Below are 26,608 nucleotides of genomic sequence, written 5' to 3'. Positions count from 1 at the left end.
GGTTTTGTCTGTCTGCTCCGGCAAAATGTATATCTTTGCCCCGTTTAAAAAGTAACTATACATGGCAGAAACGAAAAGAACGACACGGGTCCCCAAGGCGACGAAGACCAAGCCGGTGGACGAATACGGACACTTGCAGCCGCAGGCCCCGGAACTGGAGGAGGCGGTGCTGGGTGCACTGATGATAGAGAAGGATGCATATTCGCTGGTGAGTGAGATACTTCGTCCGGAGTCTTTTTACGAACACCGGAACCAGTTGATTTATGCGGCGATTACCGACCTGGCTATCCAGCAGAAGCCGATTGATATCCTGACGGTGACGGAACAGCTCCGTTCACGCGGGAACCTGGAAGAAGTGGGTGGCCCTTTCTATATCACTCAGCTCAGTGGCAAAGTGGCCTCATCGGCACACATCGAATACCATGCCCGTATCATCGCCCAGAAATTTCTGGCCCGTGAGTTGATTTCGTTTACCAGTAACATACAGACAAAGGCATTCGACGAGACGCAGGATGTGGATGACCTGATGCAGGAAGCCGAAGGGAAGCTCTTCGAGATTTCGCAGCAGAACATGAAGAAGGATTATACGCAGATTAATCCGGTCATCCAGGAGGCATACGAGATGCTGCAGAAAGCGGCGGCCCGTACCGACGGTCTGAGCGGACTCTCCAGCGGTTTCCATCAGTTGGATAAGATGACTTCGGGCTGGCAGAATTCCGACCTGATTATCATCGCAGCCCGTCCGGCCATGGGTAAGACCGCCTTCGTGCTTTCCATGGCAAAGAACATGGCCGTGACGAATAAAGTACCGGTAGCCTTGTTCTCGCTGGAAATGAGTAACGTGCAGCTGGTGAACCGTCTGATTGTGAATGTCTGCGAGATTCCCGGTGAGAAAATCAAAAGCGGTCAGTTGGCCCCGTACGAGTGGGGACAGCTCGACTACAAGATTAAGGAGCTTTACGATGCCCCGCTGTACGTGGACGATACCCCTTCCTTGTCTGTCTTCGAACTCCGTACCAAGGCACGCCGTCTGGTGCGTGAGCATGGAGTGAAAATCATCATCATCGACTACCTGCAGCTGATGAACGCCAGCGGTATGTCTTTCGGCAGCCGTCAGGAAGAGGTCAGCACCATTTCGCGTTCGTTGAAGGGACTGGCCAAGGAGCTGAATATTCCTATCGTGGCGTTGAGCCAGTTGAACCGTGGTGTGGAGAGCCGTGAAGGTATCGACGGGAAACGTCCGCAACTGAGTGACTTGCGTGAATCGGGAGCCATCGAGCAGGATGCCGATATGGTGTGCTTCATCCACCGTCCGGAATATTACAAGATTTATACCGACGAGAAAGGAAACGACCTGCACGGGATGGCCGAAATCATCATAGCCAAGCACCGTAACGGTGCGGTGGGCGATGTGCTGTTGCGCTTCCGGGCCGAGTATGCCCGTTTCCAGAATCCGGACGACGATATGATTGTACCGATGCCGGGTGAAGAGGCACCAGGGGCGGTGCTCCATTCCAAGATGAACCGGAGCAGCGGACAGGATATGGTCCCGCCTCCTTCGGTGGAAATGGCTCCGCAGCCGGAGAACCCGTTCGGCGGACCGTTGCCGGATGTGCCGTTCTAAGCTGTAAGAAAAGGAAATGGACGAAAAAAACGGCTAACGTGTCCTTTGTATACAAATATTTGTATTAACTTTGCATATCCATTAGTGAATACATCAAACTTATACATCATATGAATATTTCTTATAACTGGCTGAAAGAGTATGTCGATTTCAATCTGACACCCGATGAAGTATCAGCCGCACTGACCTCTATCGGTCTGGAAACCGGTGGGGTAGAGGAAGTTCAATCTATCAAGGGAGGCCTGGAAGGCTTGGTAGTCGGCGAAGTGCTGACTTGTGAACCGCATCCGAATTCCGACCACATGCATATTACTACCGTTAATCTGGGACAGGGCGAACCTGTTCAGATTGTTTGCGGTGCCGCCAACGTAGCTGCCGGACAGAAGGTGATTGTTGCGACACTGGGTACCAAACTGTATGACGGTGATGAGTGCTTCACCATCAAGAAATCCAAACTCCGTGGCGTTGAATCGAACGGTATGATCTGTGCCGAAGACGAAATCGGTGTAGGTACCAGCCACGAAGGCATCATCGTACTGCCGCAGGATGTGGTTCCGGGTACATTGGCCAAGGATTATTACAACATCAAGAGCGATTATGTGCTCGAGGTGGACATCACTCCGAACCGTGCCGATGCCTGCTCACATTATGGCGTAGCGCGTGACCTGTATGCCTGGTTGATTCAGAACGGCTATCAGGCTACCCTGAAACGTCCGTCGGTTGATGCGTTCCAGGTAGACAACCACGATATGAACATCGACATCGAGGTGGAAAATACCGAAGCCTGTCCGCGTTATGCCGGGGTAGCCATCAAGGGAGTGACCGTGAAGGAAAGTCCGGCCTGGTTGCAGGACAAGCTCCGTCTGATTGGCCTTCGTCCGATCAATAACATTGTCGATATTACCAACTACATTGTACATGCATACGGTCAGCCGATGCACTGCTTCGATGCCGATAAGATCAAAGGTGGTAAGATTGTGGTGAAGACTGTTGCCGAAGGTACCAAGTTCGTGACACTGGACGAAGTGGAACGTTCGTTGTCGGACCGTGACCTGATGATCTGTAACGCAGAAGAGCCGATGTGTATCGCCGGTGTATTCGGTGGACTGGATTCCGGTACCACTGAAACTACCAAGGATGTATTTCTGGAAAGTGCCTACTTCCATCCTACCTGGGTACGTAAGACTGCCCGTCGTCATGGACTGAGTACAGATTCTTCTTTCCGTTTCGAACGCGGTATTGACCCGAACATCACCATTTATGCCCTGAAGGCGGCCGCTCTGTTGGTGAAGGAACTGGCCGGAGGTGAAATCGCTTCTGAAATCAAGGACAACTATCCGAATCCGATTGCCGATTTCCCGGTAGAACTTTCTTACGCATACGTGAACGGTCTGATTGGTAAGGAAATTCCGGTAGAAACCGTGAAGAGCATCGTAACGAGCCTGGAGATGAAGATTGTCAACGAAACGGCTGAAGGATTGTCACTGCTGGTCCCTCCTTACCGGGTGGATGTACAGCGTCCGTGTGATGTGGTGGAAGATATCCTCCGTATCTACGGTTACAATAACGTAGAAATCCCGACTTCTGTCAAGTCAAGCTTGAGCGTGAAGGGGGATGTAGACAAATCGGTGAAACTCCAGAACCTGGTATCGGAACAGCTGGTAGGTTGCGGATTCAATGAAATCCTGAACAACTCGTTGACCGCCGCTGCCTATTATGACGGACTGGAAACCTACAAGCCGGAGAATCTGGTTCGTATCATGAACCCGTTGAGCAACGACCTGAACGTGATGCGTGCGACTCTGCTGTTCGGTGGTCTGGAAAGTATCCAGCACAATGCCAACCGTAAGAATGCCGACCTGAAGTTCTTCGAGTTCGGTAACTGTTATCATTTCCATGCAGAGAAGAAAAATCCGGAAAAGGTGTTGGCCGCTTATTCTGAAGAACTGCACATGGGCTTGTGGATGACCGGTAAGCGTGTCAGCAATTCTTGGGCTCATCCGGATGAAAACATGTCAGTATACGAACTGAAGGCACATGTATTGAACATTTTCCGTCGTCTGGGTGTAAACTTCGGCGCTTTGGTATTCGGCAATCTGACTGACGATATCTTCGCCGCTGCCATTACGGTTCATACCCGTGGCGGTAAACTGCTGGCTACACTGGGTGTACTGCACAAAAAACTTCAGAAGAAGTTCGATATCGACAACGAGGTTTATTATGCTGACTTGAACTGGAAGGAACTGATGAAGGCTGTCAAGGGTAATGCCGTAACCTTCAAGGAAATTTCCAAGTTCCCGGCAGTAAAACGTGACTTGGCTCTGCTGATTGACAAGAAGGTTCAGTTTGTGGAAATCGAAAAGATTGCTTACGAAACCGACAAGAAACTGCTGAAGAGCGTTGAACTGTTCGACGTATACGAAGGTAAGAACCTGGAAGCAGGCAAGAAGAGTTACGCAGTAAGCTTCATGTTGCAGGACGAAAATGCGACACTGAACGACAAGCAGATTGATAAGTTCATGCAGAAGCTGATTGCCAACCTGCAGAACAAGCTGGGTGCTGTATTGCGCTGATCAGAGAAAATGATTCATTTTAAAAATAACATATTAAAACTATAATCCAATGGGAAGAGCGTTTGAATATAGAAAAGCTACTAAGTTGAAAAGATGGGGTCACATGGCTAAGACCTTCACTCGTCTGGGTAAACAGATTGCAATTGCTGTAAAGGCAGGTGGTCCGGAACCGGAAAACAACCCGACTTTGCGTTCGGTTATCGCTACCTGTAAGCGTGAGAACATGCCGAAGGACAACATCGAGCGTGCCATCAAGAACGCGATGGGTAAGGACCAGAGCGAATACAAAGGCATGACTTACGAAGGATACGGTCCTCACGGAATCGCTGTGTTCGTAGATACACTGACAGACAATACCACCCGTACCGTAGCCGATGTCCGTTCCGTATTCAACAAGTTCGGAGGTAACTTGGGTACTACCGGTTCACTGGCTTTCTTGTTCGACCACAAGTGTGTGTTCACATTCAAGAAGAAAGACGGTATCGATATGGAGGAACTGATTCTGGACTTGATTGACTATAACGTTGAAGACGAATACGACGAAGATCCGGAAGAAGGTACCATCACTATCTACGGTGACCCGAAGAGCTATGCAGCTATCCAGAAACATCTGGAAGAATGTGGTTTCGAAGATGTCGGTGGTGATTTCACTTACATCCCGAACGATCTGAAGGACGTTACTCCGGAACAGCGTGAAACCATCGACAAGATGATTGAACGTCTGGAAGAGTTCGATGACGTACAGACCGTTTATACGAACATGAAACCGGAAGAAGAAGCTGAATAATCTCTTCCATGCAAAAAGACAGGAACGGGGTGTCCGGACGCGGATGCTCCGTTCTTTTTATAGATAGATGACTAGCGTATGAAATACAGTTACAGAACATCGGGAACCTGTAGTTCCCAAATTGACCTGGAGGTAGAAGACGGCATTCTGAAGGAAGTACATTTTATCGGTGGTTGCAACGGAAATCTGAAGGGTATTTCTGCCTTGGTGAAAGGAATGAAGGTCGAAGAAGTAATCTCCCGTCTGGAGGGAATCCGTTGTGGATACAAGCCGACTTCCTGTCCCGACCAGCTTTGTCAGGCCTTGAAGACCTTGAAAGCTTGATTTTTTCCAGGAAAATCAGATAAACCTTGAAGAGTCCGGTATCTTGCCGGACTTTTTTTGTTGGAAAAGGTTGGATGCCTTGACTTTCCGACTTGCACTTGTCGGATATTCTTCCTATATTTGTCTATGCGGCCTGCTTGGGGAAGGCTGCGTACTGATCGAAATAACCCTTAAACCATACACCATGAAGTATCGAATGAAAATGACGCTGGCAGCCATAGCCATGGTTGTCGGACTGGGGAACGGAATTCCTCAGGCAATGGCACAGGACGCGCAGGATCCTGTGTCGTATGTAAATCCGTATATGGGGAATATCAGTCACCTGCTGGTGCCTACATTCCCGACCATCCATCTGCCTAACAGTTTGTTGCGGGCATATCCCGAACGGGCTGACTTTACGGGCGACCGTCTGAACGGCCTGCCTTTGATTGTAACCAATCATCGCGAACGCTCGGCGTTTAATCTGACTCCTTACCAGGGAGAAACCTCTGGCCTGAAAGCCGTTTTGCCGCTCAGCTACGATCGGGAGCAGATAGCCCCTTATCTGTATCAGGTGTATCTGGATGAACTGGAAGCCGAAGTGGAGTTTGCTCCTTCACACCAGAGCGCCATCTACCGCATCACGTTCGAAAAGGATGGTCCTTCGTATCTGGTCTTCAACAGCCGGAAAGGGATGCTGAAAGTGACCGGTAACGTGGTGCAGGGTTATCAGTTTGTCGACGACAAGACGAAAGTCTATCTCTATGCCGTATTGGAAGATCAGCCACAGGGAACCGGTGTCTGGAAAGACGGTCAGTTTGACAAGAGCCTGCAGACCGCAGAAGGTACCGATGCGGCTGTAGTCTGGGAATTGGGTAATCAGGCGAAGGCTTATACCTTGCGTTACGGCATCTCCTTTATCGATGAGGCTCAGGCGAAGAAGAACCTGGAGCGTGAAATCGCTTCCGCTTCGTTGGAACAGGTGGCCGAAACGGGTCGCCAGGTCTGGAACAAGGCGTTGGGAAAGATTCAGGTACAGGGAGGAACAGACGATGAGAAACGGGTGTTCTATACCTCGTTGTACCGTTGTTACGAGCGTCCCGTCTGCTTGAGTGAGGACGGACGTTACTACAGTGCATTCGATGGAAAGATACACGAAGACGGTGGCCGCCCGTTCTATACCGACGACTGGTTGTGGGATACCTATCGGGCCACCCATCCGTTGCGGGTACTGATAGACGGTCAGGTAGAAGGCGATATCCTGCATTCCTTCCTGCTGATGGCTAAACAGATGGGGAACAATTGGATGCCTACCTTCCCGGAAATTACCGGTGATACCCGCCGTATGAATTCCAATCATGGGGTAGCTACCCTTATCGATGCTTACCGGAAAGGAATCCGTTCGTTCAGCCTGGAGGACGCATATACGGCCTGTAAGGCAGGTATGGAAGAGAAGACATTGATTCCCTGGTCGGCCAAGCCGGCAGGCTGGTTGGATGAATTCTATAAGGAACACGGGTATATCCCGGCCTTGAATCCGGGAGAGAAAGAAACGGTACCGCATGTATCTATCTGGGAGAAACGCCAACCGGTAGCTGTGACACTCGGTACTTCGTACGACCAGTGGTGCTTGTCACAGATTGCGCAGGAACTTGGAAAACAGGATGATGCAAAGCATTACTTGAAGTGTTCCTATAACTACCGCAACCTCTTCCATCCGGAAACACGCTTCTTCCATCCGAAGAACAAGGACGGTGAATTCATCATGCCGCTGGATTACCGGTATGACGGTGGATTGGGTGCCCGCGACTATTACGACGAGAATAACGGGTATGTCTATCGCTGGGATGTCCAGCACAATGTGGCTGACCTGATACAACTGATGGGGGGTAACGAACGTTTCACTTCCGCTCTGGATTCACTGTTCAATGTTCCGTTGGGAATGTCGAAGTGGCAGTTCTATTCGTTCCTGCCGGACCATACCGGAAATGTGGGGATGTTCTCGATGGCGAATGAACCGTGTCTGCACATTCCTTACCTCTATAATTATGCCGGTAAACCGTGGATGACCCAGAAACGCATCCGTACCCTGCTGAACATGTGGTTCCGGAACGACCTGATGGGAGTACCCGGCGATGAAGACGGTGGCGGTATGTCGGCATTCGTGGTGTTCAGTCAGCTGGGCTTCTATCCCGTGACTCCGGGTATGCCTGCCTACAACATCGGCAGCCCCTTGTTTACGGATGCCCGGATAGACTTGGGTAACGGCAAATTCTTTGAAATCAAGGCACACAATGCTTCTACGGAAAACAAGTACATCCAGTCGGCTACCTTGAACGGAAAACCTTGGGACCGTCCGTGGTTCACGCATGCTGATATCGCCGAGGGAGGAGTGCTGGAAGTAGAGATGGGCCCGAAGGCAAACAAGCAATGGGGAACCCTGGTTCCGCCTCCTTCAGCCGACCCGCTGCCAGAGAAATAAAGGGGCTTGAAAGCGACGATGGAAACGAGCGTAGGCTTGAAGGCGGACAGGTGTTCGTTTTCCTTCAAGTGACCGTCCGTTTTTATCAGGTATAAAAAAGAAAGAGACTGCTGGGGAAATGCAGTCTCTTCTTTTTAGGGACAAACTCTTTTGTCTCCCTGACCCGGACTTTCACAAGCCCGGCATCAAGTGATAAATCTATTACTATGAAAAACATATATATAACACTGGGTTCAGTGTATTTGTTTGGATTGTTCCATCTTTCAATGCGCTGATTAACTTTTTTTAATGAATAATTAGCGTTTACAAAGCGCCTTAAAATCGCAATACTCACACTTTTCTTCCGTAATGGTTTGACTAAAAGGATGTTCCGGATTAAATACCTCTTCCAGGAGTTTCTTCAGTTCCTCACGGAATTCCGGCTCGTATTTTTCGAAGTCATTGACCGTTTCTTTAGATTTTCTTCCATCTTTTAACTCGATGACCGGCGAATAATTCTCCGTAGCTGCCCGGTGGATGAAGAGCAGGGCAGGAGCCACCTGCTGCTGTTTCCCTTTTTCGCGCAACTTCCTGCAGACGATGGCTGCATAGAGGAAGGTCTGGAATACATAATTGGACCGTTTCTTGTCCGGAACGAAGAGTGAGGCGACATTCGGTGGGGTGTCTGCCTGCCCGCCGGTCTTGTAATCGACGATACGCAGGATACCGTCTTTGGCATCCAGACGGTCGATGGTACCTCCGATACGGGATTTCAGGATGCCTTTCGGAGTCTGAATGTCTATCTCTTCACTGATTCGCTGTTCTGAACCTACAAAAGTGAACGGAGCATATTCCAGGTCCTTTCCCAACAACTGCTGGAGGTAGCGTACGATGACGGCAGCGTTGATGAGCTGAAGTCCGTTGTATTCCGGCCGTTCGTTCTCGGGAATGTGGAAGAAGAGACGCTTGAATCCGCTGTCTACATACTCGTTGAGGCGTATCTTGTCTTTCAGCAGGTTCTCGATGGCTTCCTTGTTGATGACCTTGTTCCGGTCGTGCAAATCCTTGTAGATGTGCTCGGCGGCATCGTGGAAGATGGTTCCGAACTTGGCGGAATCGATTTCGGCGGTAACCTCGTCCGGAGTCCGCAGGTTGGCCACATACTGGTAGTAGAACTTCAGCGGACAGTCCAGGTACGTATTCAGTGCCGAAGGAGAAAGCAATGCCTTCGGATTGACCCGTAGGTCGAAAACGCTTTGCAGGCGTTTCATGATTCCGGGAGTCTTGGCAATGCTGATGGGTGCGGTTGTCTGAGGAGACTGACCGGCTTCCAGTTGTTTCCGTTGGATGGGGTGTTCCCACTCGATGAGGAACTGCAGCAGGAAGCGGGAGAGTTCGCCCTGGCTAACTCCGTTTGAAGCGGTGTGGTACATCAGGGTGACGTTCTCGGCCCGTTGCAGCAGGCGATAGAAGTAGTAGGCATACACCGCTATCTTGTGGTCGATGGTAGTCATGCCGAAAGCTTTCCGCAGGTTGTAGGGGATGAAGGAGGAATCTCCTCCGCCTTTGGGCAGTTGTCCTTCGTTGACGGACAGCAGAATCAGGTGGCGGAAATCCAGGTTTCGGGTTTCCAGAACGCCCATTACCTGCATACCGATGGCAGGTTCGCCGTGGAAGGGAATATTGGAAGTACCCATCACCCGTTTGAGCAGGCGCTTGAAGGTACTGGTCTGTACCGTCAGGTCTTTGGCCTCTATCAGGGTGTGGAAACGGTTCACCAGGGTATAGGCCTTGAACAGCGATTCGCGGTAGAGCTGGTCGAACGCGTCGTGTGAGGAGGCTGCCTGGTCCCGGTAGCGGAGCGCTACCTGCTGCAGCACTTCCGACAGCATCCCGCAGAGTTCCAGGTTGGTGGAACGGGGGGTGAAGAGCAGTTCCAGCGTCGTGTCCTGTTTCAGTTCCGAGGGAAGCGGATAGAAACGGTTGTCGCGGGTCAGGGTAGCCTCCAGTTCGGCTGCCAGCGGTGAAAGCAGGCGTGTGTACGGATGCTTCAAGACACTCGTCACCTCATTGAACCGGAAGCGGCCGTTTCCGGCACTGTAACCGCTGGTATGAAGTTCTACCAGGGCGTTGATGAAGCTGTAAGCCGGAGTCTGCGACAAGGGAAATCCCATGGTGATGTTGGTGTGTTTCACTTCTTCGGGCAGGGAGTGGAGGACAGGTTGCAGCAAGGCCTCGTTACAGAGTACAACGGCTGTCTCCTTTTCGTCGGCAGTCAGGTTCTCCCGAATCCATTGGGGCAGGTAACGGGTCTGTCCGTTCTCTGTCGGCGATTCGATGTAGGTAATCTGTTTCGGCCGACTCAGGTTGTCGAAACAGGAAGCAGGGAGTTCCGAAGGAAAGTCGTTCAGGTTCCGGCGGATGAATTCTCCGGCTTCGTGAGGGGTCTTTTCGAGGTAGAAACGGTCGTAGTCCCAGTAGAAAAGGGCTTTCCCCGCTTCCTGCAGGCTGCTGAAGAGGTGATGTTCCACCTGGTTCAGTACGTTGAATCCCACAAACACATATTTCCGGCAAGGGAATTTGGCCAGGTCGAAATGCTCGATGACATCGCGGTAAAGCATTCCTTCGTAGGCCAGTTGCTGGGAAGCCAAGCGTTCCTTGTAGCCGGTATAGATATCTTTCAGCACGTCCCAGATGGAGATGAACCGTTGTTTCAGCTCCGTCACCTGGTCGATGGAGAAATTGCGGAAGAACTGGCTGAGGGCTTCCTTCTGTCCTTCTTCCAGAAAATCGAAATCGTCCATCAGGGCGTTCAGGTCCTTCAGGTTGCTGAAGAGGGCATCGGTCTTCACCAGATTCTTGTCGGCATCGTCGAAATCGCTGATGAGGAGCTCTCCCCAGAAATAGAAGTCGTCCAGGGTTTCCTTGCTTTGGGTTACTTCCTGGTATACCCGGTAGAGGTCGCAGACCAGTTTGATGGAATCTCCGGCCTGCAGGGTGGAAGCCTGACGGAACAGGTCGCTGATGCTGAGGTAGACGGGCGACCAGATGGGATGTTCGGCTTCACGTACCAGGTATTCGTTGAAGAACAGGCTGGCACGTTTGTTGGGGAAGACTACGGCCACGTGGGCGAAATCGCCTCCCAGTTTATGATAGAGGTCATGTGCTACTTGTTTCAGAAATGTCTCCATAAATGCAGTCGTTAAAGGGTTACTTCCTCCAGTTCGTTGGCGAATACATACCACAGGTAGCCCTGTATGCGGGTATATCCCATGGCTTCGAGCAGTTGCATGTAGGTCTGTACCTGCTCCCGGTAGGCTTCGTGTTTCTTGCCGAACTTGAAGTCTACTACCACGACCTGTCCGTCTTTCATCATGACACGGTCCGGACGTCGGGTCTGCAGCTGGCCGTTCTCATCGGTCGAGAGAATGGCACATTCGTTGAAGAGTTCCCAGCTTCCGTCGTACCAGCTTTTCACTTTCGGGTGTTTCAGGGCCCATTGGGCCAGTTTGGCAATCTGCTTCTCCCGTTCTTCCGATTCCAGGATACCTTCCTGGCGTAACTGTGCAATGGCCTGAGGCAAATCACTCTCCCGGCCGATGGAGGCGAAGAGGTTGTGCAGGAGTTGTCCCTGACGGATGTATTGGTTGCGCTCGTCCGGTTCTTCTTCTCCACGGATGAAATCGGCCGAACGGTTGGATTGCTTGAATTCGATGTCGTTTTCCAGCGATTCGATGTGGATGGCGATTCCGGTGGCGGGCAAGGTGAGGCGGTTGGTGGAGGCATGCTGTTTCTGCGGAACCGACGGGCAGACCGTTCCGAATTCATACTGGACAGGAACTGCTTCTGCTTCGTCTGCCGTTTCCGTATCTTCCGCTGCTTCTGTTTCGCTGCATTGCATGCCGATGTCCTCCATCGTGTTGAGCGCGTCCTCCAGCAGTCCCGAAACCGTGTTGGTCTGTTGGGCACGGCCTATGATGATGAGGTTCTTACAGGCACGGGTAAAAGCCACATACAGCAGGTTAAGGTTATCTATCCACAGCTGCAGCCGTTCGTCCAGGTAACTGTCTCGGTAGACGGAAGCCCCCATGGAGGATGAGTAGTTGATGGGAGCCAGGTCGAGCTCATTGAACGGCGGAATATCGGTATCTTTACCGGTTCCCTGTACCGAACACCACAGCAGGTGGTTGTTGGTTTCGTTCTCCATTTTCCAGTCGCAGTAAGGGATGAGCACCGTGTGGTATTCCAGTCCCTTCGATTTATGGATGGAAAGGATGCGGATACCGTCTACCTCTCCGGACGGGATGGGCTGTTCGTGCAGCTTTTCGTCCCAGTAGGTCAGGAAGGCGGTCAGCTCCGAAGAGTGGTCCTGCAGGTAGGTGGTGACAGCGTCGTAGAAGGCGCAAAGATAGGCGTCCTGTGCCGGGAGCTCTTGTAGCTGGAACAGGTCGAACAGGCGTTCCATCAGCTCGTACAGCGGCATCAGCCGTAGCTCACCGGTCTGTAGCAGGAAGCCGGCCGGCAGGTAGTTGTCCACACCGTCCAGTAACAGGGTGTTCAGGTCGGTTTCCCGATGGAGCACTTCCCGTTGGTAGTTCACGGCCAGTCTGGCCTGGGCAATCCGGTCTTCCGGCTGGGCCAGATAGCGGATGCCGTCAATCAGCATGCAGACAGCCAATGAGGCTTCCAGGTAGAAGGCTTCGTCCGATACCACCCGATATGCGGTATTCTGGTCGAAATAGTCGGCGACAGCCGGAATCTTGTTGTTCTTGCGCACCAGGATGGCGATGTCCTGTATCCGTACACCGGCAGCTACCAGCCGCTCCACTTCAGCAGCCAGTTCGCTCAGGGTAGTCTCCGGATAAGGATGTTCCTCGGTGTGGGGCAGGAAGGTCAGTTTCACGTAGCCTTGGTTGTCGGTCTTGGGAGTCTGTTGGCAGACATCGCTGTACGCTTCCTGCAGTTCTTTGCAGGGTTCTCCCTGTTCGGCTTCGTAGCGTTGGTCCAATACCTTGCAGGCAGCTGTGAAAAGCGCATTGTTGAAACGTATGATGTTGGCTTCACTCCGCCAGTTGGTATCCAGGGTACAGCTTCGGATGCGGAGGCTCCGGTCCTTTTCCAGTCCGGCCAGAATCTTCCAGTCACCGTTCCGCCAGCGGTAGATGCTCTGTTTGATGTCGCCTACAATCATGCTTCCTTCCTTCTGCGCCAGGCTTTCCTGCAGCAGCAGGCGGAAGTTTTCCCATTGCATGCGTGAGGTGTCCTGAAACTCGTCAATCATCACCGTATCGATGGTCGTCCCGATTTTTTCGTATACGAAGGAAGCGTCGCCTTCGCGGATAAGACCATGCAGCAGGGCATTGGTGTCGGCCAGCAGGAAACGGTTGTGTTCCTGGTTCTGCAGACGTACTTCCTGGTCGATGCTGTTCAGCAGACGGAGGTTGTTCAGGTAACGTAAGGAAAGGTCGCACGAGTTGACCAGTATATGCTGTTTGGAGCGGAACTGTTCGGCTTGCTCCAGCAGCCCCATAAGCTCGGTGGATGCCAGTTCGATGATGGTGGCCCGGTTGGCTGAAGTCTTGGTAGCCCAGTTCTCCGGTGCCGAGAGGCAGTCTTCCACCGTCTTGTTCCGGTTCTTGTCGGAGAAATCACCGTTGGCCAGCTTGTTGAAATAGCTGCCGATACCCTTAGTCCCACCTTTCAGGTCGGTAGGCTGGAGTCCGTGGCTTTCCAATACTTCGATGAAATGGTCGGAGAAACTTTTCATGGTGTCCAGCGCCGCTTTCCGCAGGTCCTGCAGTTGTTTGCGGTAAGTCGGAATGAAAGTCGGGTCAGTCAGTTTTTTTCGCAGTCCAGTTCCTTTTTCGATGTATCCTTCGTTGAAAATATTACTTCCGAATCCTTTGATTTCTTTGGACACATCCCATTTCTTGTCGTCGGCTATCCGTTCTTCGATGTACTCCAGCAGCCAGTATAAGATGGGGGAGTTCCGGTCCAGTTTCTCAATCATCCTGTCCACGGCATCGTTCAGTACGTCTGCCTGGTTCAGTTCAATGTTCAAGTTGGTACCCAGTTCCAGTTCGCGGGCCAGGTTACGCATCACCGACTGGAAGAAAGAGTCGATGGTTTCTATCCGGAATCGGCTGTAGTCGTGTATGATGTAATGAAGGGCCGTGTAGGCGGACTTCCGGATGTCGGCAACGCTTTTTCCGGTTTCTTTACGCAGTACGTCCAGATACGTTTCCGAGCCGGCATCGGCGGTTGCGATGCCGTATAGCTGGCTCAGGATACGTTCCTTCATTTCGGCCGTTGCCTTGTTGGTGAAGGTGACGGCCAGTATTTTGCGGTAGGCCGACGGGTTCTCTACCAGCTGGCGGATGTATTGCACCGCCAGGGTAAAGGTCTTGCCCGAACCTGCCGACGCTTTGTAGACAAGTAGTTGGGGAGGTTGTTCCATATTTCAGTAAGGGATGACCGTTCCGGTCTATTCTTTGATTTCCTGGTAGAGGAATCGTTTGATACTTTTCTTGGCTGTCTTTTCGAACTCTTCCGGATAAAGTTTCACGCTGGTTATCTGCGAATAGGCTGGCAGTATCTTGTTCAGCTCTACCCGGTTCGCCTCGATGGCGTCTTCCAGCTGCTGGCGGTTCAGGCCCTGGACAAAGGCTTCGTCGCTGTCCGGATAGACCAGTGCCACCAGTTTGCTGTCTATCAGGATTATCAGTGATTCGTTCACGAAAGGCATGTTGTTCAGACGGGCTTCTATTTCTTCCGGATAAATGTTCTGTCCCGAAGCGGTCAGCAGCATGTTCTTGCAGCGTCCCTTGATGTAGATGTTTCCTTCGCTGTCCTTGATGGCCATGTCACCCGTATGCAGCCAACCGTCCTTGTCGATGGTCTGTGCGGTAGCCGCTTCGTTCTTGTAATAGCCCAGCATCACGTTTCTGCCGCGGCAGACCAGTTCTCCCGGAATCCGTTCCGGGTCTTCCGAGAGTACCCGGGTTTCCATCCCCTCTACGGTCTTTCCGCAGGAAGTATATTTGATTTCATCCCAGAAGCTGTGGCAGATGAGCGGAGCGCACTCCGTCATACCGTAGGCGATGGTGTACGGGAAATTGATTTTGCGCAGGAAGGCCTCCACTTCGGGATTGAAGGGAGCTCCTCCGATAACGATTTCGATGAAATTTCCTCCGAACACTTCCATGGCCTGCTGGCGTATCTGTTCTTTGATTTTGTCGCTGATAATCGGCAGTTTCAGCAGCAGTTTGCCCAGCTTGTTGTCTACCTGGGGCAGGATGTTCTTCTTGAAGATTTTTTCTACAATCAGCGGTACGCAGGCGATGATGCGCGGGCGGATGACGGCAAACGATTCGGCAATGATTTTCGGACTCGGCATGCGGGTCAGGAACCACAGGTGGGCACCGGCAGTCACGCCGTACAGGAAATCGAATACCAGGCCGAAGATATGACCCAGCGGCAGCATCGATACTACGCTGTCGCCCGGTTTCAGACCTACCTTGTTGCGGATGTGAAGGACATTCCCCAGGATATTTTCGTAGGAGAGCATGACTCCTTTCGAGAATCCTGTGGTACCCGATGTATAATTGATGACGGCCAGTTCGTTCAGCGCTTCGCGGCGATAGGTTACATCTTCTGCCCGGAACCGGCAAGGATATTTCTTCCCGAATTCCTCGTTCAGGTGGGCACGGGCATAGGTCAGCCGTTCGGAGCGTGATACTACCAGTTCGAAATTCTTCAGTTCGATGATACCTTCCAGGTTCGGCATGGCTGCTTCATTGAAGTTTTCCCAGGACTGGTCTCCCACGAAGAGCATCCGCGATTCGGAATGGTTGACGATGTTATGGACGTTATCGGACTTGAATTCATGCAGGATGGGTACTGCTACGGCTCCGTAAGTGATGATTCCCAGGAACGAGGCGGTCCAGTTGGCGCTGTTCCGTCCGCAGAGGGCAATCTTGTCGCCTGGCTGGATTCCGGCATGGGCCAACAGGATGTGCATTTTCTCTATTTTACGGGCTACATCCCGGTATTGCAGGGTAGCTCCCTTGTAGTCTGTCAGTGCGTCAAGGTTCCAGTTGTTCCGGATGCTTTCTTCTACCAGCCGTATAAAACTATTTTCTGATTCCATTTCTATTGGTGTTGCACATTTTTAGTGTTAATGTGCGCAAAAGTAATAAAAGTCGGATGAAGTCCGTTCATTCTCAGTTAGATTTTTATCTTTATCTGCCTTTCAGGACATTCTTCCCGCTTTTTACGCGTCAGTTTGCGGGTTATCCGTGTAAATTTAGGTATATTTGTGCCGTATATTTTAAATAACTGTTTTTATATGTTGATTTACAATACGACGTATCACGTAGGGCTCGATGACGCCCGTAATTTTGTTATCTGGCTCAACGAATGTTATATCCCTGAAGCTGAAAAGGGAGGCGAGTTGACCAACCCCCGCATCCTGCGTATCCTGAGCCATCAGGAACCGGACAGCGAATGTTTCTCGTTGCAGTTCGAGGTGACCGACAGTGCCGCCTTGCACCGTTGGCATACCCGTTCCGGAGCTTCGTTGAACGAAGAAATGATGAAGATATTCAAGGATAAGGTAATCGGTTTTCCGACTCTGATGGAGGTAATCAAGTGATACAACCGGTTAAAGAGAAGATTATCCTGGGCATCGACCCGGGTACCAATGTCATGGGATACGGTGTCCTGAAAGTGACAGGTACCAAGCCGCAGGTCATGACCTTAGGCGTCATCGATTTGCGCAAGTGCAAGGACCCTTACCTGAAACTGAAGCACATCTTCGAACGGGTACAGGGAATCATTGCTTCCTATTTGCCCGATGAGCTGGCTATCGAGGCCCCTTTCTTCGGCAAGAACGTACAGTCGATGCTGAAGCTCGGACGTGCCCAGGGAGTCGCCATCGTAGCGGCTGTCAGCCGGGATATTCCTGTTACCGAATATGCCCCTTTGAAAATCAAGATGGCCATAACCGGAAACGGGCAGGCCAGTAAGGAACAGGTGGCCGACATGCTGCAGCGGATGCTGCACATCCCTGATTCCGAAATGGAGCCTTTCATGGATGCCACCGATGCCCTGGCCGCCGCGTATTGTCATTATTTGCAGATGGGGCGGCCGTCACTCCCGAAGGCTTATTCGGGCTGGAAGGATTTCATTGCGAAGAATCCTGATAAAGTTGTCAAATAAGTAGAAATTATGCGTCTCAAAATATTCCTGTTTATGTCTATCATAGCCTTGTTGGGCTGTACCTCCGGTCACCAAAGCGGATACAGCAGTTTTGACGAGTATCCGGTTTATAGCGGACCGTGGGAAGAAATGGTCTATACGCCGGCAGAGACACGGTTCTCTCTGTGGGCACCGACTGCCAGCGAAGTGCGGGTCATGCTGTATGAGCATGGCAGCGAGGGTTCCATGTACCGCATGATACCGATGGAGCCTGCTGAAGACGGGATGTGGAATGCCCGGGTAGCCGAAGACCTGAAAGGAAAATTCTATGCTTTCAATGCCAAGGTTGATGAGGTATGGCAGGGAGATACACCGGGACTGATGGCACGGGCGGTAGGAGTGAACGGTAACCGGGCAGCCATTCTGGATTTGCGGACAACCGATCCCGAAGGGTGGGCAAACGACCGGCGTCCGGTATTGAATCATTTCTCCGACATCGTGATTTATGAGTTGCACCACCGCGATTTCTCCATCGATACGGTTTCGGGTATCCGGCACCGGGGAAAGTATCTGGCACTGACAGAAGACAGTACCCATACCTATTGGGGGGACAAGACCGGTATCAGCCATCTGAAGGAGCTGGGCATCACCCATGTACATCTGCTCCCTTCGTTCGATTTTTCGTCGGTGGATGAATCGAAACCTGACAAGCCGCAGTATAACTGGGGGTATGACCCGAAGAACTATCAGGTACCCGAGGGCTCGTATGCGACAGACCCGTTTATTCCCGAAGTCCGTATCCGGGAATTCAAGCAGATGGTCATGGCTTTGCACAAAGCCGGCATCCGGGTGATTATGGACGTGGTGTTCAACCATACGGCCCAGACACATGGAAGCAATTTCGAACGTACGGTGCCGGGGTATTTTTACCGCCACGATGCGGACGGGAATTTCGCGAACGGTTCCGGTTGCGGAAACGAGACCGCCAGCGAACGTCCGATGATGCGGCGTTACATGGTGGAGTCGGTCTGTTATTGGGCCCAGGAATATCACATCGACGGTTTCCGTTTCGACCTGATGGGGCTGCATGACATCGAGACCATGAACCAGATACGTACCGCCTTGAGCAAGATAGACCCTACCATCTTCATTTATGGCGAAGGTTGGGCGGCGCAAGAACCGCAACTGCCGAAAGAACAGCTGGCGATGAAGGCCAATGTATCGCGCATGCCGGGTATTGCCGTGTTCAGCGACGAGTTCCGCGACAGCCTCCGTGGAAACTGGAAACATGAATCCAGAGGCGGTTTTGTTATCGGTAAGTTCGGTTATGAGGGAGGAGTGAAGTTCGGCCTGGTGGGGGCTGTCCGTCATCCTCAGCTGACTTCGAATGCCAGTAACCAGTATATTCATCCCTGGGCAGAGCAACCCACCCAGATGATCAGTTATGTGAGTTGCCACGATGACCTCTGCATCACCGACCGGCTCAAGAAAACCCTACCGGGCGCTTCGCCTCAGGAGCTGGGGGCACTGATGAAGTTGGCCGAGACGGCTGTATTCACTTCACAGGGGGTACCTTTCCTCTTTGCCGGCGATGAGTTCATGCGCGATAAGAAAGGGGTGTCCAATTCCTACAACAGCCCGGACAGCATCAATGCCATCAACTGGCAACTGAAGAACCAGCATCGTGATGTGTTCGATTACGTGAAAGGGCTGATTGCGTTGCGGAAGGCACATCCGGCTTTCCGTCTGGGAGATGCCGAGAAAATCCGTGCACACCTGGAATTCCTGCATACGCCTGCTGATAATGTGGTGGCCTTCTGCCTGAAGGGACGTCCGAACGGCGATTCATGGCTGAATACGATTGTCATCCTGAATCCGCGTACCGAACCCGTGACAGTGGATATCCCCAATGGGAAATACTGGATAGCTGCCCGTGACGGAAAGATTGACCTGGTGTTGGGGCTGGGCAACCTGGTGGGTAACCAGGCGGTTGTTTCTCCCCGTTCGGCGCTTATCATACATCAGTAAAGACAACTAAACAACATATACATCATGCAATACATTATTTCTGTAGAGAATGGCGTGACCCGTCATCCGCTTTACCGGCTGAACGAGCCGATTAACCTGAAGATTGCTGTCGGAGAACATATAGCTATTGTAGGTGACAACGGGGCAGGGAAAAGCCTGCTGGTCGATACGTTGATCGGCCGCTATCCCTTGCTCCTCAACGAAGTGGCTTATGATTTTTCGCCCTCAGCATCCAGACTGGTCTGCGATAACATCAAGTATATTACCTTCCGCGATTCTTATGGCGATTCGGACGGCAACTATTATTACCAGCAGCGGTGGAACTCACAGGACCTGGAAGAGACTCCTATCGTACGCAACCTGCTACCTGCCTGTACGGACGAGACTTTGAAACAGACCTTGTACGACTTGTTCGGTATTGAGCAGATGCTGGACAAGCACATCATCCTGCTGTCCAGCGGAGAACTCCGTAAATTCCAGCTGACAAAGACCTTGCTGTCCGGACCGCGCGTACTGATTATGGACAATCCTTTCATCGGGCTGGATGCCAAGACCCGCGATTTGCTGCATCAACTGTTGCGCCGGCTGACGGAAGTTACACCGTTGCAGGTGATTCTGGTACTTTCGAAGACGGACGATATCCCTACCTTCATCACGCACGTGGTTCCGGTGGCACACCGTACCTGTTATCCGAAAATCACGTTACAGGAATACTTGAATCAGCAGGAGCAAGTACCTGCCCACTTGTTGCCGGAGGAGAAATACCGGCGGATTCTGGACCTGCCTTATAGCGACCACCTGTATCATGCCGACCAGGTCGTGAAACTGAATAAGGTCAGCATCCGTTATGGAGAACGCACCATCCTGAAGGATCTGGACTGGACGGTCCGTTGCGGAGAGAAGTGGGCTCTGAGCGGAGATAACGGTTCCGGGAAATCAACGTTGCTGAGTCTGGTCTGTGCCGATAACCCCCAGAGTTATGCCTGTGACATTACGCTCTTCGACCGTAGACGGGGAAGCGGAGAGAGCATTTGGGAAATCAAGAAACACATCGGTTATGTCAGCCCGGAAATGCACCGTGCCTATCTGAAGAACCTGCCTGCCATCGATATTGTTGCCAGCGGTCTGTATGATTCCATCGGTCTGTACCGGAAGAAGCAGGAAAAGGATGTGGCCATCTGTGAATGGTGGATGGATATTTTCGGGATTGCCGATTTGAAGGACCGCAGTTTCCTGCAACTTTCCAGCGGTGAGCAACGGCTGGTACTGTTGGCACGTGCCTTCGTGAAGGACCCCGAACTGCTGATTCTGGACGAACCGCTGCATGGGCTGGATATGCACAACCGCCGGTTGGTGAAGGATGTCATCGAAGCCTTCTGTCAGCGGAAGAACAAGACCTTGATTATGGTTACTCATTATAAGGAAGAGTTGCCCGATGTCATCGACCATCAGCTTTACCTGCAAAGACACGGATGATGGAGGCTACGTAAAAAAAAGTACCTGCCCGGGGTAGGTAGGTGGGCAGGTACTTGTCCCGAGGTTAATGGGGATTTATCGGGACCTAGCATGCAGACATGCTTTAGACGTCTAGTCTGGTCTTTTGTTCCAATCACAAAGGTAAGTAGAAAATCTGAAAAAACCTAGGTAAAAGAAAGAAAATAAATCGCTTATCCGATTTTTTGAGCGATAAATGACCTTCGAGGTCTTCTGTTGCCGGAATCGGCGGATTCCCGTTACTCTTTTTCCCTGTTCCTCCGAAACACTCGTTTTCTGGACATAACCCGGTCTTAACGGGGATAAATGTTTGTCGGATAGTCTGTTAGAAGTTCGTGAGCCAATCGTGTCCTCCGTGGAATGGAGGTCGGAGTGACCTGAAAGTTCCGTTTGTTTCTTCCTTGGCGGAATAAATTGTTAGGTTTCTTCTTGCTTCTTCTGTTATTTTGCTATATTTGTCGCTCATATAGAAACACTATGAATAAAATGCTATGAAAACGACCTTATTGCAAAGAGATATCTGTTGGGCCAATCCCGAAGCCAACCGGCAACGATTGGAACAACGTCTGTCCGAACTTCCACCGGCTGATTTATATATATTCCCGGAAATGTTCTCTACCGGATTTTGCACAGACCCTGAGGGGATTGCCGAAGAGAATGTCAGTGAAGGTTCTTTGGCGTGGATGCAGCGGATAGCCAGTGCACGGGGATGTGCGTTGGCTGGAAGTGTCTCCATCAAAGAAGACGGAAAATTCTACAACCGCTTTTATTTCGTCTATCCTGACGGAACGTATTGTTCCTACGACAAACACCATCTGTTCACCTATGGAGGCGAACACAAGACGTTTACGGCAGGGAAGGAACGGGTCATCGTCACCTATCAGGGGGTACGTATCCTGTTGCAGATTTGTTATGACCTGCGTTTCCCGGTATGGTCTCGTAACCGCAAGGATTATGATATGGTCATATACGTGGCCAGCTGGCCTACGCCCCGTGTAGAGGTCTGGAGTGCCTTGCTTCGTGCCCGCGCCCTCGAGAACCAGTGCTATGTGGCCGGTGTCAACCGGGTGGGTGAGGACCCTTCCTGCCAGTACTCGGGTGGTACTGCCCTGATTGATCCCTATGGCCATACTTTGGGAGCCTGTAAGGATGGGGAAGAAGGCGAAGTGACCGCTGACATCGACATGGAGGAGCTGGAGCGTTTCCGTCAGAAATTCCCGGTATTGGACGATGCTGATGCCTTTGAACTTATGTGAAATGAAAAACAACTGAATAACCATGAATAAGAAACTTTTATTAGGAGACGAAGCGATTGCCTTGGGCGCGCTGCACGCCGGTATCAAAGGGGTGTATGCCTATCCTGGAACGCCGAGTACGGAGATAACGGAATTTATACAGAAATCACCACTGACCGCCGAGCGCGGAATCCATTCCAGCTGGTGTACCAACGAGAAAACAGCCATGGAAGCCGCATTGGGTATGTCGTATGCCGGATGCCGGGCCATTGTCTGCATGAAACATGTGGGACTGAACGTAGCGGCCGACGCGTTTGTCAATTCGGCCATTACCGGCGTGAACGGCGGTCTGATAGTCATTGTTGCCGACGACCCGTCGATGCACTCATCGCAGAACGAGCAGGACTCACGATTCTACGGTAAGTTCTCGCTGATGCCGATACTGGAACCTTCTTCCCAGCAGGAGGCTTATCAGATGATGGCTTACGGATTCGAACTTTCCGAACGGGAGAAGTTGCCGGTATTGCTCCGGGTGACTACCCGTATGGCGCATTCACGGGCTGCGGTCGAGGTAGCGGACACGGCGCAGGAGTTGCAGGCTTTGCCTTTTGCCAAGGACCCGTCTTCATGGGTCTTGTTGCCGGCGAATGCCCGTCGTCAGTATGCGGCTCTGGTCGAGAAGCAGTCGGCGCTCCAACAGTTGGCTTCGGCCTATACCCGTCTGGAACAGGACGGTCCTGAAAAGAAATTGGGTATCATCGCCTGTGGTATCGGATACAACTACGTGAAGGAAGCCGAGGAAGGTGCCGGAGGGTATCATGTCCTGAAGGTGTCACAATATCCGTTGCCGAAAGACAAGATACAGGAACTGGCGGCTTGCAGTACGGAAATCCTGGTGGTAGAAGACGGACAACCTTTTGTGGAAGAGCAGGTACCGGCCATGCTGGGTGCAGGTTATGTCGTGAAAGGACGTCTGACCGGCGATTTGCCCCGTACCGGCGAACTGACTCCCGATAGTGTAGCGGCTGCCATGGGGAAAGCCTCAAAGCGCTATTTCGAGACTCCGAAGAACCTGGTTCCGCGTCCGCCTGCACTTTGTCAGGGTTGCGGTCACCGCGATGTCTATACGGCCTTGAACGAGGTGGTGAAGGAATACCCCAATGCCCGTGTCTTTGCCGACATCGGTTGTTATACGTTGGGCGCATTGCCTCCGTTCCGGGCTATTGACAGCTGTGTGGATATGGGTGCATCCATTACCATGGCCAAGGGAGCTGCCGATGCAGGTCTTTTCCCGGCCATTGCGGTTATCGGCGACTCTACCTTTACCCATTCCGGTATGACCGGTCTGCTCGATGCGGTCAACGACCGTGCCAATATCACCGTCGTTATTTCGGATAATCTGACTACGGCCATGACCGGCGGACAGGATTCGGCCGGAACCAACAAGTTCGAAGCCATCTGCCTCGGATTGGGTGTGGAACCGGAACATGTACGGGTGGTGGTACCGCTTCCGAAGAACATGGAAGAGATTACCCGCACCATCCGCGAGGAAATCGAGTATAACGGGGTGTCCGTCATCATTCCGCGTCGGGAATGCATCCAGACCCTCAATCGTAAGTTGAAACAACAAAGAAAGAATCAGTAATCATGAAAACAGATATTATACTTTCGGGCGTGGGAGGACAAGGCATCCTCTCTATCGCCACGATTATCGGGGAGGCTGCTACAAAATCCGGCCTGAAGCTGAAACAGGCCGAAGTACACGGAATGAGTCAGCGCGGAGGCGATGTGCAGTCCAACTTACGCCTCTCCGACGGGGAGATTGCTTCCGACTTGATTGCGTTGGGTACGGCAGACATGATTTTGTCGCTTGAGCCCATGGAAGCTCTCCGTTACCTGCCTTACCTGAACAAGGAAGGATGGATTATCACTTCATCGGCTCCGTTCAAGAATATTCCGAATTATCCCGAAGAGCAGGCACTGATTGACGAACTGAAGGCACTTCCGCATGTCATTCTGGTGGACGTGGACGCACTGGCACACGAACACAACATGCCGAAAGCAGCCAATGTCATCCTGCTGGGAGCGGCTTCCCGTTTCTTGGGAATCCTGTCGGTAGAAGAACTGCGCGAAAGTATCGGCAGGGTATTCGGTTCGAAGGGCGAGGCTGTTGTGGAAATGAACAAGAAAGCGTTCGACATCGGTTATGCGGCTGCCGACAAACAAGGATAGGGAGGAAGACGTATGAAACATCAAGTATTCAGTGAAGAGTTGGTCGCTCAGGTCGTAGACGAGCTGAAGGTGGCCAACTTGGAACAGGCTACCATCGGCGAGGTGCTGCTGGTAGCTTCCCGTCTGGAAGAGCTGACAGGCGTTCCGTTCATCCGCATGGACCAGGGGTCTCCCGGTCTGCCGGCCAACCGTATCGGTATCGAAGCAGAGAAAGCTGCACTCGACAGGGGAGTGGGGTCTCAATACCCTGCCGCTGCCGGTGTGGCAGAACTGAAGGCGGCTGCTTCCCGCTTTGTGAAGGCGTTTGTAGACATTGATATTTCTCCGGCTGCCTGTGTACCGACTACCGGGTCGGTAGCGTCTTCGTTCGGCGCTTTTATCGCCTGTACGCAGCGCATACCGGGCAAGGATAAGGTACTGTTCATCGACCCCGGATTCCCTATCCAGAAATCGCAGTTGCGCATCATCGGTGTGAAATGGGAGTGGTTCGATATCTACCATTATCGTGGTGAAGCTCTACGGGCGAAGATGGAGGAATACCTCAGCAAGGGCGACATTGCCGCCATTGTCTATTCCAATCCGAACAATCCGGCCTGGATCTGTCTGGAGGATTCCGAGCTGAAGATTATCGGTGAACTGGCTACCCGTTACGATGCGGTAGTGATGGAGGACATGGCTTACTTCTGTATGGACTTCCGCCGGGATATGGGTAAGCCGTACGAGCCTCCTTATCCGCCTACCGTAGCCAAGTATACCGACAATTATGTGCTGATGTTGTCCTCTTCCAAGATATTCAGCTATGCCGGACAACGGATGGCGGTCATCTGCATTTCCGACAGGCTGTTCAATACCTATTATCCGGCTTTGGCCGAACGTTATGGCGACTCGGGTATCTTCGGACAGACCCTCATCGCGTCAATCCTGTATATGATTACGTCGGGATGTACGGCATCCACACAGTATGCCTATGCCGCCATGCTCGATGCGGCGGTAGAAGGCCGTATCGATTTCGTGGCAGATACCCGGGAGTATGCCCGGCGTGCCGAACGCATGAAGAAAATCTTTACAGACAATGGCTTCCACATCGTCTATGATTACGATGTGACCCAGCCGGTAGGCGACGGATTCTTCTTTACATTGGGGTATGGCAAGCTTTCCAGCGGACAGTTGCTGAAGGAACTGCTCTATTATGGGGTGAGCAGCATTGCGTTGGGAACTACCGGAAGTGAACAGCAGGGCGTACGTGCCTGCACTTCGCGGATGCGTGAAGAACTTTATCCGGTCATGGAAGAACGGATGAAGGCTTTCCGCATGGACCATCCGCTTGATTGAATAACCTGAATTTTAATACATAGACAAAACACACACTTATGATTTGGAACAAGAGTAAAGAATGCATGAGCCGCGAAGAGATGAGAGAACTTCAAGGCAAGAGACTGCATAAGTTGGTAGACCTGGTGTACCACAACACCCCGTTCTACCGGAACAAGCTTCAGGAGTTGGACATTACTCCGGATGATATACAGACAATAGACGATATCGTCAAACTGCCGTTCACGACCAAGCAGGATCTGCGCGACAATTATCCGTACGGCCTTCAGGCCGCTTCGTTGCAGGAGATTGTCCGTGTGCATGCTTCTTCGGGCACTACCGGTAATCCTACGGTCGTCGGTTATACCCGCCGGGACCTGGACATCTGGAAAGAAGCTACCGCCCGTTGTCTGGCGGCTTACGGCGTTACCCGTGACGATGTCTTTTCGGTAGGTTACGGATACGGTCTGTTTACCGGTGGTCTGGGACTTCATTACGGGGTGGAACACCTGGGAGCGACGGTAATTCCGACTTCTACCGGAAATACGGAAAAGCACCTGCACCTGCTTCGTGACCTGAAGGTGACAGGCTTGGCCTGTACACCGTCGTATGCGCTTTACCTGGCTGAGGCCATGGATAAATACGGCATGACGAAAGCAGACCTTCACCTGCGTGTCGGTGCCTTCGGTGCCGAACCTTGGACCGAGAACATGCGTAAGGAAATCGAATCGAAACTGGGGCTTCAGGCTTACAATATTTATGGCTTGAGTGAAATCTCCGGACCGGGCGTATCCTACGAATGTGAATGCAAGTGCGGTTCTCACATCTGCGAAGACCATTTCTATCCGGAAATCATCAATCCGGATACCGGTGAGGTACTTCCTTACGGTGAAACGGGAGAATTGGTATTCACTACCTTGACCAAGACCGGTATGCCGTTGTTGCGTTACCGTACCAAGGATTTGACTTCGTTGATAGCCGAGCCTTGTGATTGTGGCCGTACCAGCGTGCGTATGACCCGCATCATCGGACGTTCGGACGATATGCTGATTATCCGCGGTATCAACGTCTTCCCGTCACAGGTGGAAAGTGTCATCCTCGAGATGAAGGAATTCGAGCCGCAATACATGCTGGTAGTCGACCGTCAGGGTACCCTCGATACCCTCGAAATCCAGGTCGAGCTGCGTAAGGAATTGTATTCCGACGAAATGGGTATCCTGTTGGGCCTGAAGAAGAAGTTGGCCGACCGGCTGAAGAGCGTTCTGTCCATCAGTGCCAATGTCAAGCTGATGGAGCCGAACTCTATTCCACGTAGTGAAGGAAAAGGCAAACATGTAATCGATAATCGGAAACTTAAATAAA

At 51.8% G+C, this 26,608-nt stretch carries 17 protein-coding genes; 14 read left to right on the top strand and 3 right to left on the bottom strand.

The window, feature by feature from the left end:
- Positions 1 to 61: 61 nt before the first annotated feature.
- The 5 genes from dnaB to C510_RS0105685 all read left to right on the top strand — a co-directional run bounded on the left by dnaB (position 62) and on the right by C510_RS0105685 (position 7,769).
- The gene (gene dnaB, locus C510_RS0105705; RefSeq protein ID WP_018710378.1) at positions 62 to 1,624 is read left to right on the top strand and encodes a replicative DNA helicase; all 1,563 of its coding nucleotides are present in this window, start codon (positions 62 to 64) and stop codon (positions 1,622 to 1,624) included.
- Between the two features lie 110 nt (positions 1,625 to 1,734).
- Complete coding sequence (gene pheT / locus C510_RS0105700) at positions 1,735 to 4,197, top strand: phenylalanine--tRNA ligase subunit beta (RefSeq protein WP_018710377.1); 2,463 nt, start codon at positions 1,735 to 1,737, stop codon at positions 4,195 to 4,197.
- A gap of 49 nt (positions 4,198 to 4,246) precedes the next feature.
- On the top strand, positions 4,247 to 4,984 hold the full coding sequence (locus C510_RS0105695; RefSeq protein ID WP_025892570.1) for a YebC/PmpR family DNA-binding transcriptional regulator: 738 nt from the start codon (positions 4,247 to 4,249) through the stop codon (positions 4,982 to 4,984).
- A gap of 78 nt (positions 4,985 to 5,062) precedes the next feature.
- The gene (locus C510_RS0105690) at positions 5,063 to 5,308 is read left to right on the top strand and encodes a TIGR03905 family TSCPD domain-containing protein (protein ID WP_018710375.1); all 246 of its coding nucleotides are present in this window, start codon (positions 5,063 to 5,065) and stop codon (positions 5,306 to 5,308) included.
- 184 nt (positions 5,309 to 5,492) lie between these two features.
- The gene (locus C510_RS0105685; RefSeq protein WP_026320120.1) at positions 5,493 to 7,769 is read left to right on the top strand and encodes a GH92 family glycosyl hydrolase; all 2,277 of its coding nucleotides are present in this window, start codon (positions 5,493 to 5,495) and stop codon (positions 7,767 to 7,769) included.
- 296 nt (positions 7,770 to 8,065) lie between these two features.
- Here the strand turns inward: C510_RS0105685 and C510_RS0105675 are convergent, their stop codons facing one another.
- The 3 genes from C510_RS0105675 to C510_RS0105665 are packed head-to-tail and all read right to left on the bottom strand — an operon-like array spanning position 8,066 to position 15,897.
- Complete coding sequence (locus C510_RS0105675; protein ID WP_018710372.1) at positions 8,066 to 10,939, bottom strand: PD-(D/E)XK nuclease family protein; 2,874 nt, start codon at positions 10,937 to 10,939, stop codon at positions 8,066 to 8,068.
- Positions 10,940 to 10,950: 11 nt separating this feature from the next.
- The gene (locus C510_RS0105670) at positions 10,951 to 14,205 is read right to left on the bottom strand and encodes a UvrD-helicase domain-containing protein (protein ID WP_018710371.1); all 3,255 of its coding nucleotides are present in this window, start codon (positions 14,203 to 14,205) and stop codon (positions 10,951 to 10,953) included.
- A 27-nt stretch (positions 14,206 to 14,232) separates the two neighbouring features.
- Positions 14,233 to 15,897 (bottom strand): AMP-binding protein, encoded by a 1,665-nt coding sequence (locus C510_RS0105665; RefSeq protein ID WP_018710370.1) that lies wholly within the window; start codon positions 15,895 to 15,897, stop codon positions 14,233 to 14,235.
- A 198-nt stretch (positions 15,898 to 16,095) separates the two neighbouring features.
- On the opposite strand from C510_RS0105665, the gene C510_RS0105660 reads away from it, so the two are divergent.
- The 9 genes from C510_RS0105660 (at position 16,096) to C510_RS0105620 (ending at position 26,607) form a co-directional block, all read left to right on the top strand.
- On the top strand, positions 16,096 to 16,401 hold the full coding sequence (locus C510_RS0105660; protein ID WP_018710369.1) for a DUF4286 family protein: 306 nt from the start codon (positions 16,096 to 16,098) through the stop codon (positions 16,399 to 16,401).
- Positions 16,398 to 16,967 carry a crossover junction endodeoxyribonuclease RuvC gene (gene ruvC, locus C510_RS0105655; RefSeq protein ID WP_018710368.1) on the top strand — a complete coding sequence of 190 codons (570 nt, stop codon included), beginning with the start codon at positions 16,398 to 16,400 and terminating at the stop codon, positions 16,965 to 16,967. The genes C510_RS0105660 and ruvC overlap by 4 nt, the downstream gene beginning before the upstream one ends.
- 9 nt (positions 16,968 to 16,976) lie before the next feature.
- On the top strand, positions 16,977 to 18,974 hold the full coding sequence (gene pulA, locus C510_RS0105650) for a type I pullulanase (protein ID WP_018710367.1): 1,998 nt from the start codon (positions 16,977 to 16,979) through the stop codon (positions 18,972 to 18,974).
- A gap of 24 nt (positions 18,975 to 18,998) precedes the next feature.
- Positions 18,999 to 20,450 (top strand): ATP-binding cassette domain-containing protein, encoded by a 1,452-nt coding sequence (locus C510_RS0105645; RefSeq protein WP_018710366.1) that lies wholly within the window; start codon positions 18,999 to 19,001, stop codon positions 20,448 to 20,450.
- Between the two features lie 509 nt (positions 20,451 to 20,959).
- Positions 20,960 to 21,724 carry an amidohydrolase gene (locus tag C510_RS0105640; RefSeq protein ID WP_018710365.1) on the top strand — a complete coding sequence of 255 codons (765 nt, stop codon included), beginning with the start codon at positions 20,960 to 20,962 and terminating at the stop codon, positions 21,722 to 21,724.
- Positions 21,725 to 21,746: 22 nt separating this feature from the next.
- Positions 21,747 to 23,348 (top strand): thiamine pyrophosphate-dependent enzyme, encoded by a 1,602-nt coding sequence (locus tag C510_RS0105635; RefSeq protein WP_018710364.1) that lies wholly within the window; start codon positions 21,747 to 21,749, stop codon positions 23,346 to 23,348.
- A 2-nt stretch (positions 23,349 to 23,350) separates the two neighbouring features.
- Positions 23,351 to 23,935 carry an indolepyruvate oxidoreductase subunit beta gene (locus C510_RS0105630; protein WP_018710363.1) on the top strand — a complete coding sequence of 195 codons (585 nt, stop codon included), beginning with the start codon at positions 23,351 to 23,353 and terminating at the stop codon, positions 23,933 to 23,935.
- Positions 23,936 to 23,947: 12 nt separating this feature from the next.
- Complete coding sequence (locus C510_RS0105625) at positions 23,948 to 25,267, top strand: aminotransferase class I/II-fold pyridoxal phosphate-dependent enzyme (protein ID WP_018710362.1); 1,320 nt, start codon at positions 23,948 to 23,950, stop codon at positions 25,265 to 25,267.
- A gap of 38 nt (positions 25,268 to 25,305) precedes the next feature.
- Positions 25,306 to 26,607 carry a phenylacetate--CoA ligase family protein gene (locus tag C510_RS0105620; RefSeq protein ID WP_018710361.1) on the top strand — a complete coding sequence of 434 codons (1,302 nt, stop codon included), beginning with the start codon at positions 25,306 to 25,308 and terminating at the stop codon, positions 26,605 to 26,607.
- Position 26,608: the final 1 nt, after the last annotated feature.

Source organism: Phocaeicola barnesiae DSM 18169 = JCM 13652 (assembly GCF_000374585.1).
Classification (GTDB): domain Bacteria; phylum Bacteroidota; class Bacteroidia; order Bacteroidales; family Bacteroidaceae; genus Phocaeicola; species Phocaeicola barnesiae.
Note: the sequence above shows the minus strand (reverse complement) of the source record. Positions and strands in the feature narration are given on the sequence as shown.

Coding starts and splice junctions, on each gene's coding strand:
- dnaB (WP_018710378.1), top strand. CDS start 62: ATGGCAGAAACGAAAAGAACGACACGGGTCCCCAAGGCGACGAAGACC.
- pheT (WP_018710377.1), top strand. CDS start 1,735: ATGAATATTTCTTATAACTGGCTGAAAGAGTATGTCGATTTCAATCTG.
- C510_RS0105695 (WP_025892570.1), top strand. CDS start 4,247: ATGGGAAGAGCGTTTGAATATAGAAAAGCTACTAAGTTGAAAAGATGG.
- C510_RS0105690 (WP_018710375.1), top strand. CDS start 5,063: ATGAAATACAGTTACAGAACATCGGGAACCTGTAGTTCCCAAATTGAC.
- C510_RS0105685 (WP_026320120.1), top strand. CDS start 5,493: ATGAAGTATCGAATGAAAATGACGCTGGCAGCCATAGCCATGGTTGTC.
- C510_RS0105675 (WP_018710372.1), bottom strand. CDS start 10,939: ATGGAGACATTTCTGAAACAAGTAGCACATGACCTCTATCATAAACTG.
- C510_RS0105670 (WP_018710371.1), bottom strand. CDS start 14,205: ATGGAACAACCTCCCCAACTACTTGTCTACAAAGCGTCGGCAGGTTCG.
- C510_RS0105665 (WP_018710370.1), bottom strand. CDS start 15,897: ATGGAATCAGAAAATAGTTTTATACGGCTGGTAGAAGAAAGCATCCGG.
- C510_RS0105660 (WP_018710369.1), top strand. CDS start 16,096: ATGTTGATTTACAATACGACGTATCACGTAGGGCTCGATGACGCCCGT.
- pulA (WP_018710367.1), top strand. CDS start 16,977: ATGCGTCTCAAAATATTCCTGTTTATGTCTATCATAGCCTTGTTGGGC.
- C510_RS0105645 (WP_018710366.1), top strand. CDS start 18,999: ATGCAATACATTATTTCTGTAGAGAATGGCGTGACCCGTCATCCGCTT.
- C510_RS0105640 (WP_018710365.1), top strand. CDS start 20,960: ATGAAAACGACCTTATTGCAAAGAGATATCTGTTGGGCCAATCCCGAA.
- C510_RS0105635 (WP_018710364.1), top strand. CDS start 21,747: ATGAATAAGAAACTTTTATTAGGAGACGAAGCGATTGCCTTGGGCGCG.
- C510_RS0105630 (WP_018710363.1), top strand. CDS start 23,351: ATGAAAACAGATATTATACTTTCGGGCGTGGGAGGACAAGGCATCCTC.
- C510_RS0105625 (WP_018710362.1), top strand. CDS start 23,948: ATGAAACATCAAGTATTCAGTGAAGAGTTGGTCGCTCAGGTCGTAGAC.
- C510_RS0105620 (WP_018710361.1), top strand. CDS start 25,306: ATGATTTGGAACAAGAGTAAAGAATGCATGAGCCGCGAAGAGATGAGA.